Origin of the sequence: Streptomyces griseicoloratus (genome assembly GCF_014534645.1) — a bacterium.
GTDB classification, from domain to species: Bacteria; Actinomycetota; Actinomycetes; order Streptomycetales; family Streptomycetaceae; genus Streptomyces; species Streptomyces griseicoloratus.
This window is the reverse complement of record NZ_JACVQF010000190.1, coordinates 110,385-123,212: the sequence shown is the minus strand read 5'-3', so window position 1 is coordinate 123,212 and position 12,828 is coordinate 110,385. Positions and strand designations below refer to the sequence as shown.

The 12,828-nt window shown below is 69.0% G+C and carries 10 protein-coding genes; 3 read left to right on the top strand and 7 right to left on the bottom strand.

The genetic code is table 11. From position 1 onward, the window contains the following. Positions 1-89 precede the first annotated feature (89 nt). Entirely contained in the window at positions 90-296 is a 207-nt protein-coding gene (locus tag H0H10_RS16610) for a hypothetical protein (RefSeq protein ID WP_188181739.1), read from the bottom strand. A 497-nt stretch (positions 297-793) separates the two neighbouring features. Between H0H10_RS16610 and H0H10_RS16605 the strand changes: the two genes are divergently transcribed. The 3 genes from H0H10_RS16605 to H0H10_RS16595 are packed head-to-tail and all read left to right on the top strand — an operon-like array spanning position 794 to position 4,800. After that, a complete protein-coding gene (locus H0H10_RS16605) occupies positions 794-2,941 on the top strand; it encodes a helix-turn-helix domain-containing protein (protein ID WP_188181738.1) in 2,148 nt (715 codons plus the stop codon). Positions 2,942-2,944: 3 nt separating this feature from the next. Further along, positions 2,945-3,940: a hypothetical protein gene (locus H0H10_RS16600; RefSeq protein ID WP_188181737.1), complete on the top strand. Its 996-nt coding sequence runs from the start codon at positions 2,945-2,947 to the stop codon at positions 3,938-3,940. Next, complete coding sequence (locus H0H10_RS16595) at positions 3,937-4,800, top strand: DUF6339 family protein (RefSeq protein WP_188181736.1); 864 nt, start codon at positions 3,937-3,939, stop codon at positions 4,798-4,800. Before H0H10_RS16600 ends, H0H10_RS16595 begins: the two co-directional genes overlap by 4 nt. A 14-nt stretch (positions 4,801-4,814) precedes the next feature. Here H0H10_RS16595 and H0H10_RS16590 read toward each other — a convergent pair whose 3' ends face one another. The 6 genes from H0H10_RS16590 to H0H10_RS16565 all read right to left on the bottom strand — a co-directional run bounded on the left by H0H10_RS16590 (position 4,815) and on the right by H0H10_RS16565 (position 12,793). After that, complete coding sequence (locus tag H0H10_RS16590; protein ID WP_188181735.1) at positions 4,815-6,125, bottom strand: DNA cytosine methyltransferase; 1,311 nt, start codon at positions 6,123-6,125, stop codon at positions 4,815-4,817. 11 nt (positions 6,126-6,136) lie between these two features. Further along, the gene (locus H0H10_RS16585; RefSeq protein ID WP_188181734.1) at positions 6,137-7,132 is read right to left on the bottom strand and encodes a DNA cytosine methyltransferase; all 996 of its coding nucleotides are present in this window, start codon (positions 7,130-7,132) and stop codon (positions 6,137-6,139) included. After that, positions 7,120-7,530 (bottom strand): very short patch repair endonuclease, encoded by a 411-nt coding sequence (locus H0H10_RS16580; RefSeq protein WP_188181733.1) that lies wholly within the window; start codon positions 7,528-7,530, stop codon positions 7,120-7,122. Before H0H10_RS16580 ends, H0H10_RS16585 begins: the two co-directional genes overlap by 13 nt. A 54-nt stretch (positions 7,531-7,584) precedes the next feature. Then, positions 7,585-10,470 (bottom strand): Z1 domain-containing protein, encoded by a 2,886-nt coding sequence (locus tag H0H10_RS16575; protein ID WP_188181836.1) that lies wholly within the window; start codon positions 10,468-10,470, stop codon positions 7,585-7,587. A 118-nt stretch (positions 10,471-10,588) separates the two neighbouring features. Then, the gene (locus H0H10_RS16570; protein WP_188181835.1) at positions 10,589-12,169 is read right to left on the bottom strand and encodes an ATP-binding protein; all 1,581 of its coding nucleotides are present in this window, start codon (positions 12,167-12,169) and stop codon (positions 10,589-10,591) included. Positions 12,170-12,334: 165 nt separating this feature from the next. Continuing rightward, a complete protein-coding gene (locus H0H10_RS16565) occupies positions 12,335-12,793 on the bottom strand; it encodes a DUF3592 domain-containing protein (RefSeq protein WP_188181732.1) in 459 nt (152 codons plus the stop codon). Between the last annotated feature and the right edge of the window lie 35 nt (positions 12,794-12,828).

Genomic DNA, 12,828 nt, shown 5'->3' with positions numbered 1-12,828 from the left:
CGAGCCGGCCCACGTTCATCGCGCACCGATTGGTCGGAGCGTCTCTCCGATGGGCGAGTGCGCAGGTCGTGCGGATGGAGTGCGCGAAGTCAGGCGGCAGGAGGGCTCTCGTCCGGCAGTACCGGAATCGCCTCGGGCAAGTCTGGAAAACCCGCGAGGGCATCGCCCTCGGGCAGGTCATGACGGTTCGGGAAGTCCGCGACTTCGGCCTTGCTCACCACCCGCTGAATATCCAGCTCGAGTGTGCTGCGCTCCCGCTGGGAGAGCAGTAACGGAAAACAGTCGTCCTCGTTCATCGACTCCCCACCCCTGTCGATTGGTTTCCTGAAATTCGCACAGGGGTGTAATCGGGTAACCCCATGAAGCGAATGGTTCCTGCTGCGGGATCAACTCCCGCCGATCACGGTAGCGGCTGGTTCCCCCCGGCCGCGAGGACTTTTCAAAAACGTTTCCCCATACACTCGTTGAAACATTCATCGAGTGTATGAGGACATACCAGTAGCCAGATCGGTCGGCCCCCGGTTAAAGCGGTTCGCGAGCGAGTTGGCTTTTCCAACATGGCGAACGTAGCGGGGTTTTGAGATCCAGGCAAGCTCCAACGCATGCCCGCAGGAAAGGAGTTGGAGGCTTCCGCTTGCGTGGATCGGGCAAAGACGGGTGAAAGGTGCGAACTGCACGATTCGGGCAAGCCGACTGAGTCGGTTGCGACCCTCGCTCGGTTAACTATTGGTTGACGTGATCGCGATCGTCAAATTAGCCTCCTTCCTACAACCCGAGGAAGAGCAGGTGGCGCGTGGAGACAGGTGAGGAGTTCGGGCCGTGGCTGGCTCGACAGCTCAAGCTTGCGGGGAAGACGCAGGCCGAACTGGCCAAGGAACTCGGGTTGACCCGAGCCGCCGTCTCCGCCTGGATCGCCGGGCGGTCGACCCCGCGCCCGACCGTCATGACGGAGATCGCCAACGCGCTCGGTACGGACGTCGGCACGGTGCACACCCGCACCACCGACACCCAAGCCGGCCTCCCGGTCACCTGGTACCACCGTCCCGGCTATCCCGACGGCGGCCGTGACCTGGGCAATGCCGCCGCCTTCGCCTTCGACGCCGACGTGCAGGTCCTGGCGCGCGAGACGTGTCAGAACAGCCTCGACGAGCGCCTGTCGGAGAACGGCCGCCCGGTCAGGGTCCGCTACACCCTGCACGAACTGACCGGTGAACACCTGGACGCCTTCCGTGAGGCGATCCTCTGGAACGACCTCTTTCCTCACTACTCCGCCGTCTCGGAGCTCGCCGGGAACCAGAAGGTCGGAAGGGTTGTCGACGCCGGTGTGCGCGACATGTACGAGAGGGGCCGTCTGGTCCTGCTGAGGGTCGACGACTACAACGCCTCCGGGCTCACCGGCGACGACTACGCGGACGGCAAGTTCGCGGCCGTCGTCCGGCGTCAGCTGGAGAGCCTGAAGTCCGGCCCCGCCGCCGGTGGTTCCTACGGCCTGGGCAAGGCCACGTTGTGGGCGACCAGCGCTCTCGGGCTCGTACTCATCAACTCCACCCTGTCCGTGCCGCACGAGGGGCGCACCGAGCGTCGGTTGATCGGCCGTCTCGAACTGCCCTGGCGGGAGGTCGATGGACGCGCGTACGCGGGTCCTGCCTGGTTCGGGCGCCCCGATCCCGACTCGCAGGGTGCCGAGGTCGCCCGTTCCTGGTGGGCGGACGAGGAGACCGTGAACCGCCTCCATCTGAACCGAGAGAGCGACGAACCCGGTACGTCCTTTCTCATCGTGGGTGCGCACGACGTGGCCAGCCTCGAAGGCAAGTCCTCGGAGCAGGACGTCAGGCCCCGCGACGAAGAAGGTCCGGAGGACACACGCGACATCGAGAGGATGCACCGCCGCCTGGTCGAGGCGCTGGGCCGTGACTTCTGGGCGGCCATGGTCGGTGGCGGCGGCCGACTCCCGTTGCTGGAGGCCTCGGTCCGGGCCCTGCGCAACGGCGAGGAGGTCGTGGCCGAGACGAAGGTGGACCCGTCCGTCGAGCAGCCCTCCCGCACCCGCGCCCTGCGGGCCCACTACGAGGGCACCACGGTGGACCGGCTCACCGAGTCGGGTCAGGTGGCCTCCAGAAACGTTCCGTTGAAGCTGCCGCTGACCGGCGGCGTCAGGGGCGCCACGCTCGGCACTCACCAAGCGGTACTGCTGGTCACCGAGGCTGCGGGCGACCGGGACACTCCCGCGAACCAGGTGCACTCGCTGCGCGGGAACCGCATGACGGTCAGGAAAGCCACGGTTCCGAACCTGCCCCTCGGAACCAACCCCTTCCAGGCCGTTCTCCTGGTCGGCGAGGCAGCCGGCCAGTCGGCCCCCTTCGGGAAGGAGGCCGAGGAGTTCCTGCGTGCGGCGGAACCGCCCGAGCACGACCGCTGGGGACAGACAGAGGAGCTGACCCTGCGCTGGTCCCCCTCCGCCTACCGGCGGATCCAGAACCTGACCACCGAGGTCAACAGTGCGGTCAGGGAACTCGTCGCCCGCCCGAAGCGCGGCAGAGGCGAAGGCGGGGAGGCGCTGCGCAAGGCGCTGACCGTCAAGAGCCGACCCAAGGCCAAGGTGCCCTCCGGCCCGGTGGTGCCGGTGCTGGACGCTCTCGACGCGACGATCGGCGACCAGGGGGAGTGGTTGGTCACGGCCGAGGTGAAGATTCCGCGCGGTGACGAGATCGTCCCGATGGTGCCGGTCGCCCAGTTGGACGTCCGCTCCGGAGGACGACCGCGCCTCGACTGGGCGGAACTCGTCGCCGTGGAGGGCTGCGAGGTGGAGGACGGGACCCTGCGCTTCCCTCCCGGCACGCGCCGCGCGAAGTTCCGAGGGGCCACCGATGCCTCCGGACACCCGGTGAGGACCGCACTCACCCGCCTCGTCGTCGAACTGCGTGCCGGCAAGGGGGCGTGACGCGTGAAGATCTACCCGTACAAGCGACTCAGCCGCCCGATCACGCTCAGGGTGACTTCGGTCTCCCTCAAGCTCTCCGACGGCACCCGTGACCCACTGGACACCAGCGCCTACTCGACTCAGGAGCAGGCCGTCGCCCTCGGCGTCGCGGGCCACGCGGACTGGGTGAGCGCCACGATCGGTCTCTCGGCCACGCTCCCGCCCGGCGCCGACGCTCCGGACGCGGCGTGGTCCGATCTGCGTGTCCTCGCCGTGCTGACCGATGGGGATACCAATGTCCGCACCTCGACGGCCCTCACTCGGGACACGGAGGGCAGCCGCGACTGGTCGGGCTTCATGGAGCTGTTCCGCGACGACCACCTGGGACGAGCCAACCTCGGCGCATACGCCGTCGGGACGGTCGACGGAGTACGCGGACGGTCGATCACCGAGACCGACCGGAACTGGATCGTCGACACCGTCTCCGACGAGCCGGTCAGAGGGCTGCGACTGGACGTCCGGAAGGCGTCGTTCAGCAAGAGTTCCAGGGAATGGCTGCATGCTTACGCCGACGCCCCCTGGCTCGTGGACACCACGGCGCGTGTCCCCACGGTGTTCGTCAACACCGATATCGACGGCATCGTCGGACTGTTGGACAGCAACGGGTCCGGTGTGGAGAGCAAGGTCCGTGACCTTCTGGTCGCCCAGATGGCCACGGACGTGTGGACGGCGGTCTTCCACGGCGCCATCGGCGACCTGGAGGTGGAACCCGGCGGTGGCCCGGTCTTCCCGACCGACTGGCAGGGCGAGGTGCTGCGGGAGATGCTCCCGGACGTCGTCCCCGGCGTCCACGTCGAGGAGGCCCTGCGCCAGGTGCACCGCCGGCGCACCGGTGACTCGGGTTGGGGCGAGCTGCAGACACGCATCCATTACGCGGCGGTCCGGCGTGCCGAGGCCGCCAAGGCGGTGGGCTACATGATCCGCAGCCTGGAACGGACGAACAGGGAGAGCGAGACGTGATCACCCAGCCCCACCATGTACCGGAGCGCCTGGCACTGCTTTCCGGCTCGGCCGCGGACCCCTTCCTCACCGAGGGCTTGCTCACGGGCGAACAGGTTCACAGTGGCATCGACCTCGCCAAGGTCGTGGAGCCTCTTCCCGACGACGACGCCAGGTGGTGGGTCGAACCGGTCCGCAGTCTGGTGGACGATGCGATGTTTGCCTTCGAAAATGAGCGCACCCGGGCCGACGCGTGGCTTGCGCCTCGGCTCCACGCCACACTGCGACTGACGCGGCAGGAAGCGGCGGACAGCAGGCTGTGGAACCACCTGGCGTTGGCTGTGGCCCCTGACTACGTCGTGTGGCGCCACTTGTCGGATTCGTCTCGACGTGTGGCTGCGGCTCGCTTCCAGGGACCTGCGGACCGACAGTGTTTCTCCCGCCTGTGGTGGGCGGCCGAACTCTTTCGGAACGGGCCGGACTACGGGCCGGTCGAGGTGGCCTGCGGCAACCAGGACCTCATCCACACTGTTCTCCGGATGGACTTCCTCGACCACCGCCCCACGGCCCAGGCGCTGGTTCGTCTCCTGAAGAACGGGAAGGTCACCACCGGGCGGGAGATCAACGGTCTGGGCGTCACCATCAACGCGGCCGGAGCGACCGTGATCTACGACGCTTTCGCCCCGGACGAGCCCCGGGACCCCGACCGCCTGCGGGACTGGATCGAGGAGGCGCAGACGGCTCCACCCGTCTCGCGTCACGTCCTTCCGGAGGGGCCCGACGAGGACCCGGCTCCGGAGGACTCCGTGGCAGAGCTCACCGAGTACTTCGCCGAGCTGTTCGAGACCGCCCCGGTCAGGGGTCGGAAGATCGAGGACTGATACGCGGCGTCGAGCTACTCGGGACGCGGGCAGCGGGCGGTGCAGTCGTCCGCTGTTCCGCAGCCGTGGCTCCGCAGCTTGGCCCGCCGTTCCTCGGTGGCCGGCACCCACGGCTTCCGCATCGTCGCCGGGGTCGGTGCGGGAAGGCCGAGCGCGGCGCTCAGGAGGTGGGCCCCGAAGAGCGGCGGCACGGCGTTGCCCACCTGCTGGGCCTGGGCCGTCCCCGACCAGGGGTAGTCCGGAGGGAAACTCTGCAGCATCCCCGCTTCGTTCATGCTGAACCTCGGACCCTCACACACGACGTGGGGGTGGTGGTCGCCGACGGGTTCGAAGACCACGAAGCGCGAGATACGCCCGGTCACGGTGGTGGCGGGCTGCACGTCGGTCCGCACCCCGCGGCGTCCTGAGATTCCGGAGCTGCCGTAGTTCGACCGGACCAGGAAGGGCGTCCTGCGCCCCGGGTGCGTGCCGACCGGCTCGGCGAGGGCGTCGCCCATCGACGTCCAGTGCTCCAGACCGTCGTCCTGCGCGGGGCCCGCTCCCGGTTCGGGGACCTCGGCGTCGTAGAGGGTCGGCTGGATCGTCGGTGCCGCGGTGTCTCCGCTCCTGCGGTTCCATCCCCTTGCCTCGTAGGCGTGATGGGTCGCGTCGGGCAGGAACGGCTCACCCAGTCCCTCGCGACGGGCGATGAGCACGGCACGGGACCGGGTCTGCGGCACACCGTAGGTCTCGGTGCGCAGCACGTCGACGACGACCTTGTACTTGGTGCCGTCGGGGAGGCCGATCTCCTGCAACACCTCGGCGTAGCGGTGCCAGAGCGCTCGCACGGCGGGGACCTGTTCCAGGACGATGACGTCGTACGGTCGGTGTCCCCGGTTGGGGCTCCTGGTCGCCTGGATCGCGTACCGGAGGGGTTCGAGCACCAAGGCGGTGCGGGGGTCGCTGAGGTTCTTCAGATCTTCGTCGATCTTCTCGTCGGGCTCTCCCGCCATGAGCCGGGCGATGAACTCCTTGACCTTGTCCAGAGCCTCCCGCCCCGCGCCCTTGCCGGCCACCGAGTACGTCTGGCACGGAGGCCCGCCGGCGAGCACGTTGATTTCCGGCGGGAGCGACTCGAAGGACTCCCTGCGGATCGCGCTCACGTCGGCGTGGAGGGTGTCCAGGCCGGCCGCGTAGCGGGTCAGGCAGGCGCTCTTGTCCCACTCGATACCGAGACTCGGGACCCCCAGCCGGTGACCAGCGACGTCCAGCCCACCGGGCCCCGCGAAGAGGTCCAGGACAAAAGGCTTGTCGAGGATGGACTGATGGGGCGGCGTGCTGGTCATGTGGCGGAATTCTAGCCGGCGGCGGGGGGCTGCGGCGCCTCGTGCAGAGCTTCGGCAACGGCCCGACCCAGCGCCTGGCCCACGGGCGGCGGTGTCGCGTGCCCGATCTGACGGTACCGGGCGGTCTTCAGGCCCCTGACCTCCCAGGATCCGGGGAACCCCTGGAGGAGCGCGGCCTGCTCGACTGTGATTTTCACCATGTTGTCCCTGCCGAGGCGGGGATCCCACACGAAGTCGGGGCCGGGAACCTCGTTGCCCACCGTGTGGGCGTTGACGCCCATCGTCGCCCACTTCCGCTTGGCTCCGGTCGGCCCGAGGTCGGCGCCACCTCGGTTCTTCGACCCTCCGACCAGCGTCGGAGCCGGCTGGTCGGCCTGGGCGGCCCACCGGGCGGCGTCCGGCCAACCGCGTGCCGCCATGGACTCCGCCAGGGCCTCGCCGACCGTCTGCGGTTCCGACACCGTGGGTGTCGGTGGCCGGAAGGCGTCGGCCCAACGCCGCTTGACGGCCACCAGCACGCCCTGCTTGCGGTTCTGCGGCACCCCGAAGTCGACGGCGTTCAGAACGAACCAACTGAATTCGTAACCCAGGTGCGCCAGTTCGGCCCGGGCGAAGTCACGGAACCTCTGATACTCCTCCGCGTGAGCGAGCCCGGGAACGTTCTCGATGAGCACCGCCCGAGGCCTGATCGCATGGACGAGATAGATGGCGGCTTCCAGCAGTCGCTCTTCCGCCCGCGAATCCGCCCGTCCGACGGTGGCACTCGATTTCACCCGTGGCAGGCCGGCCGCGAGGAGATCCACGTCATGGCTCACCGGGTGTTCGGCCGGGTCGAAGTCCAGCAGGTCGGTGTGCAGCACGTTCCACTGCGGCCGATTGGTCCGCAGAGTCGTGACGGCGAGCTCGTCGTCGTCCAGCAGCAGGCGCGGCTCGAAGCCCGCCCGCTCCAGCCCCAGAGCGAGCCCGCCCGCCCCGGAACACACGTCCACGAAGGTCAGTCCCTCCACTCTTCGTGCCTCCTCGGTCGTTCTGCCAGCCGCTGCTCCACAGCCGCCCGCACCCGCACGGCCACGTCCTCGGGGAGTTCATGCTCCCAGAACCGCAGCACCATCCATCCCTGCGCGGCCAGGTGCTCCGTCGTCTCCCGGTCGCGGGCCATGTTCCGGTCCAGCTTGTTGCGCCACCACTCCGCGTTGGCCTTCGGTTGCGTAGCGTGCACGGGACACCCGTGCCAGAAACATCCGTCGATCAGGACGGCCACCTTGGCCCGGGTGAAGGCCACGTCGATGCGCCGCCGCGCCATGCCCGGCACCGGGTACTCCACGCGGTAGCGCAGGCCCGCCGCATGCAGCAGGCGCCGGACGGCCAGTTCGGCGTTCGTGTCCTTGCTGGCCTGTCGGGACATACGTGCGGACACGTCGGGGGATGAGGGCTTCACAGTGGTCAATGGTGTCAAGACTCAGGACCCTGCGTCGTCTCGTTCGATGATCACCGCATCGCGTCGGCTCGAGTCGATCGTCCGGAACCGGACCAGCGGGCGCCCGGACCCCACCGACGACTTCGGGGCGACGAAGGAGAAGGCCAGCACGAGGTCACCGGGATCGATCGTCCCGTCGGGCGCGAGACGGGGCTCGGACTCGACCACCGGGTAGAGCAGGAGTGCGCCGCGGCGCGGGCGGACGTACTGCTCGACCGTCGGGTTCCCGGCCGTCTCCACGGCGCCCGCCACGCGCAGGGCGGCGTCGCGGTGCTTCGGCTCGCTGAGCGCGCCGAACAGCGGGCCCCGGCGGCGGGCCCGGCGGGCCAGGGCGAAGGGGCCGTGGCCCAGGACGCGCGCCTCCACGCGCCGGGTGGACGTCTGCAACGGCGTGATCACCAACCAGTCGTCGATCTTCGCAGGCTCCTGACCCGCACCCAGCAGGAACTCCAGATGCGGGGAGAACTGGCTCGGAGTCGACCACCGCAGGTCGCACAGCACCTTGGCCAGGGTCTCGTGCGGGACCGTCACCACGCGTGCCTCGTACGCGGAACCGTCCCCGACCGACAGACTCACGGGGTCCTGACCCAGCGCGGCGAGTACCGGCTCCCAGCACTCGGTGTTGTGGGCCAGCCCTTCCGAGTTCTCCGGATAGGCGGTCGGCTCGACCCACGTGCCCGGCGAGCGCACCTCAACCAGCTCCGCGTTGAACATCTTGTTCCGGGCCGACGGCTTCACCCACGGCAGGTGCTGGGCCACCAGTGGCGGGATCTGGGCCGGGGTGACCTGGGGGCGGCCGTCCACCAGGGGGGCGTAGCGGGTCAGTTCCGCTCGGAAGAGTTCCTCGTCCCGGCAGATCGCCTCGAAGGCCTCGTACAGGTCGACCGTCTTCGCGGTGCGGCCCCTGCCGAGCTGCTCCTCGCGGCCGATGTAGAGACGTACCAGGTCTCGGTAGCCGGGCCGGAAGCCGAACCAGCGGCCCATCTGCATCAGGGTGTCGGCCTGCTGCGTCGTGCGGCGGTAGTAGGAGACGGTCAGGCCTTCGACTGTGAAGCCGCGGGACAGCTTGGTGCCGCCGACGAGGATCTTCCAGACGTTCGGAGTGCGGTCGAAGTCCAGGTCGGGCTGGGCGTAGTCGCGTTCGCTGTCGCCGTTGACGACGATGACCGGTGTGCCGCCCCGGTTGATGAGCTGGTGTGCACGCGCGACATGCGGCTTGAGTTCGGCGTACGTCGCGGGGGTCGGCAGGGAGTGGTCCGCGTGGGCCCGGAAGTCCTTCTCGAAGAGGGCCGACAGGCGCGCGTGGCCGTCCGGGCCGGTGTAGGCGGCGTTGTGCCACATCGTGCTGATGCGCAGGGCGAGCGCGGCGTGCTCGCTCATGCGCACCGACTCGTGCACGAGCATCGTGTGGTGCCTGAACGGCTCCTCGGAGACGCCGTGAGCAGCGCGGTACAGCTTCAGAGCACCCGTCAGGACGAACCCGTCCAGGGCCTCCTGGAGGCGGTCACCCGTGGAGTCGTAGATGCCCCGGACGTGTTTCCTCTCGGCCTCGCCCTCGCCGTCGGGGTCGTTCAGGTCGTGGAAGTCCTGAACCCCCATGTAGCCGCTGGGACGCGGCAGGGAGATGAGGAAGTCGCGCGGGAAGAGGTCTTCCTCGTCGCTCGGGTCGATGAACACGTTGGCGAAGGGAGTCGCCGTGTAGCCCACGTACTGAGCGCGGGGCAGGAGCTTCAGGAGCTTGCTGATCTGGCCGTTGATCGCGGTGCGGGTGACCTTGCCGGCCTCCCACTTCTTCGGGTCGGTGGTGTTCACCGACGCCTGGTCGGACTCGTCGTCGATGATCAGGGCCGGGATCTCGCCGAGGATCGGGCCGATCTTCTTCAGGTCCTTGACCAGCTTCTCCAGCACCGACTTGTTCTTCTTCACCACCATGATGCGGGCGCGGGCCGCATGCAGGTTCGCCGGGTCGTAGAGCGGGCGGGTGCGTTCCGGCTTCTCGAACTCCAGGGCGCTGATGCCGCGCTCCAGTGACATGTAGTCGCGGTCGCGAGAGGTCAGACGCTCGATGTCGAAGGCGCCGAGCAGGGACGGGCGGGCGCCGAACGAGACGAACTTCGCGGGCCAGTCCTCGTCGTCCTGGTAGTCGATGCTTACCAGGGCGTCCGGATCGTTCGGGTCGGCGGCGCCCAGGATGTTCTCCTGGCCGATCAGTTCCATGTCGAGGCGGCGCTGGGTCTGGCCGCGCAGCAGGTTCAGGGTGCCGCCGAGCACGATCACCAGGCGGTAGCCCGCGTCGATGGCCTTGGCCGTGACGCCGGTGAAGTTGGCGGTCTTGCCGGACTGCACGTAGCCGACGACCAGCCCTCGTGCGCCGTAGGGATCGTCACGGGTGGGGTCGGCAAGCCGCTCCACGACCGCGTGCGAGGCCTCGTCCAGACTGGAGACCGCCGCGTCGCTCCAGCCCTTGCGGCGCAGCAGCCGCTCGTACGAATTCCAGTAGAAGGAGCGGTTCGCCGCCAGTTCCCGGGTGTACCAGGGCTGGAACTCGCGGCTGATGGTGACCGGACCCGGTTCTGCGTGCACCGGGACGGCGGCGTCGAGCGCCTTGCGCAGGTCCGCGCCGAACGCGAGCTTGTCGTAGACCTCGGCGCGGCGCTCCGGTGTGCGCGGCGCGGTGGCCGACCACGCGGGGGACTGCTCGAAGTCCCACGCTGTGAGCTTGCGGCGCCACAGGGCGAGCAGTTCGTCGCCGGCGCTCGCGGTCAGGATGCGGTCGCGGAAGCGGGACAGGTCCGTGTCCGCAGGCTCGTCGGACGCCGACAGCACGAGGGCGAGCTTGGTGAAGTGCTTGGGGCCACGTCGGCTCATCGCGTCGAGCACCTCGCCGTGGAGGTCGGCGAGGTGGTCGGGAACGGAAGGGTTCTCGGCGGTCACAGCGGTGGGGTGCCTCTCTGGGGCTGCGGAACGGTGCTGGGGAGAGGGCCGGTCAGGCCTCGGTGCGGGCGAGTTCGGCCCGTACCGCGGTGACGAGCACGCTGTTCCACAGAGCGATCTTGTCGGTCTGGTTCGCCCAGACCCGCTCCTTCTGGAAGATCTCGTTGAGCATCAGGTAGAGGAGACTCTTGAGGACCGGAGCGTCGTTGGAGCCTCCTCGCCGCCCGCCGTTGAAGGCATGCCGGTAGTCCTTGTTGAGGACCACCGTGCGCTCCTTGTGGTCGATCGTGAAGAGCAGGTCGGCGGAGTTGACGCCCGGCGGCACGTCGAGCCTGGCCCAGGCGAACGTGATGGGGTCGTCGCCCTCCAGCTGCGGCAGTTCGTCCCGCAGCGTGCGCTTCAGCTTGGGGTCGATGCCCTTGCCGGGCGGGATGACGGCCGCGCGCTTGACCTCGGTACGCCGCTTGGCGGCTTCGCGGTAGGTCGCCTCGGCCTCACGGACGTACTCGGCGAACGAGTGGCCGGTGGCGGGATCCGTGGCTTTCTCCAGCCCCCGGGCGAAGGCGGGCGTGACCTGGACGCCGTCCTTCTTGACGGTGAGGGAGAAAACGTCGTTGGGACCGGGAGGCAGGTCGACGGCGATGCGTGCGAGAGCGAGGTGGCCCTCGGGGCTCCGGGTGTCGTTCCAGCCGCCGGCCTGGACGAGCCGGTCGTTCCGGTAGATGTAGAAGCCCTGGCGCTCGGCGAGCGGTCCGATGCCGCGGTACGCGACGAGCGGTGACTTCGGCGGCCATATGTGGGCGACCAACGGGACGTCACCGACGCCCTCGACGGGAGCCAGGTACGTACGGGGGTAGCCGGCTCGGCCCGGGACGCGGTATCCGAACGGGTCGATGGGCTCGACGCCCCGGTGGTCCAGCTCCTCCCGGGTGTGGATGTCCTCGACGACGATGTCGATGTGGAAGCCGTCGCGGGCGAGGAAGCGGTGGAGATGGAGGCCGAGATGGGTCTCGAGCCGTTCGATCGCGTCGTTGAGGTACCGGTCGGTCTGGCCGTCCGTGATGGTCTCGAACGCACGGACCTGGTCCCAGCGCACGATGGTGCCGTGCCAGCCGATGATGCCGTCGTAGCGATCGACCAGGTCCTGGCAGTACCTCGAGTCGACGATGTCGCAGGTGAAGTCGGCCTGGGCGCGGGCGGTGAGCCAGCGGCGGCCCGCCGACGGGCTCTTCTTGGTCCGGCTGATCACGGTGAGCGCGTCGGCGTGCGAGAGCGAGGCGGCCTTCAACCCGGCGCCGAAGTGGCCGAGGGCGTTCTCGGCGTAGCCTTCGCGTCCGCCGACGGTCATCGCCGTGTCCAGACCCGCCTCGTCCATGCCCTGACCGTCGTCGATGACGAGCAGGCCGACCAGGCGGTCACGTCCGCCGCGCTCGCCGGTGTCCCGCAGGAAGCTGACGACGATGTTGCGGGCCCCCGCGTCGACGGAGTTGTCGATCAGGTCGGCGATGGCCGCTTCGAAGCTGTAGCCCTGGTGCGCGAGCGACTCGAACGACCTGGCTGCCGGAGGGAGATGCTTGCTTCCGCTGGTGGGTACGTCGAACTGCCAGTCGGACGACGGCTGGTAGGGCGGCATGCAGGTGATCCTCGCGGGCCGGGACATGCCCGGGCTGCGTGCGGGCATGCCAGTGGAGCTGGACGCATGTGACGTTAGCGCGTACGAGTTGTGAAGGAGTAGCGGGATCGGAAGAAATGAGTCGTGCGTATCGGAATGCGTTCCACGCGGCGGTCGCTCGACCCGTCAGATCACCGCCCACACTCCCAACCCCACCCCGAACAGCACAAAGAACACCCCCCAGGTCATGTTCGCCCCCGCCGAATACGACACCATCCCCGGGCGTCCGTCCTTCGTGTGGGCGACCACGACCCGGCGCGGGTCCCTGGGGTCGTAGCGCAGGACGACCGGGATGCCGGCGCTCAGGGGGTGGGACTCGTGGTTGAGGGGGGTGCGGCGGTAGGTCTGGGTGGGTGGGGCGTCGGGGTGGTCGACGGGCGGGGCCTTGTAGCGGACCTGTGGGGGATGGATCGTGGGGCCCTCGCGGCGGGCGTTGCGGGCGACCTCGCCCCGGGTGCGGACGCCCCGGACGCCGAGGCGGCGCAGGGCCCGGCGCTGGGCCAGGGCGAGGCGCAGGATCGAGACGCCCAACGCCAGTGCGCCCGCCGCCATGATGAGCGTGATCGTGAGCCACGGCTGGTCCACGTGGCCTCCCCCCCCAGGAGCCGACGTCAGCTGTC

Excerpts from the sequence above, each read along its gene's own strand:
- H0H10_RS16610 (WP_188181739.1), bottom strand. The coding sequence starts at position 296 with ATGAACGAGGACGACTGTTTTCCGTTACTGCTCTCCCAGCGGGAGCGC.
- H0H10_RS16590 (WP_188181735.1), bottom strand. The coding sequence starts at position 6,125 with ATGACCAGCACGCCGCCCCATCAGTCCATCCTCGACAAGCCTTTTGTC.
- H0H10_RS16580 (WP_188181733.1), bottom strand. The coding sequence starts at position 7,530 with ATGTCCCGACAGGCCAGCAAGGACACGAACGCCGAACTGGCCGTCCGG.
- H0H10_RS16575 (WP_188181836.1), bottom strand. The coding sequence starts at position 10,470 with ATGAGCCGACGTGGCCCCAAGCACTTCACCAAGCTCGCCCTCGTGCTG.
- H0H10_RS16570 (WP_188181835.1), bottom strand. The coding sequence starts at position 12,169 with ATGCCGCCCTACCAGCCGTCGTCCGACTGGCAGTTCGACGTACCCACC.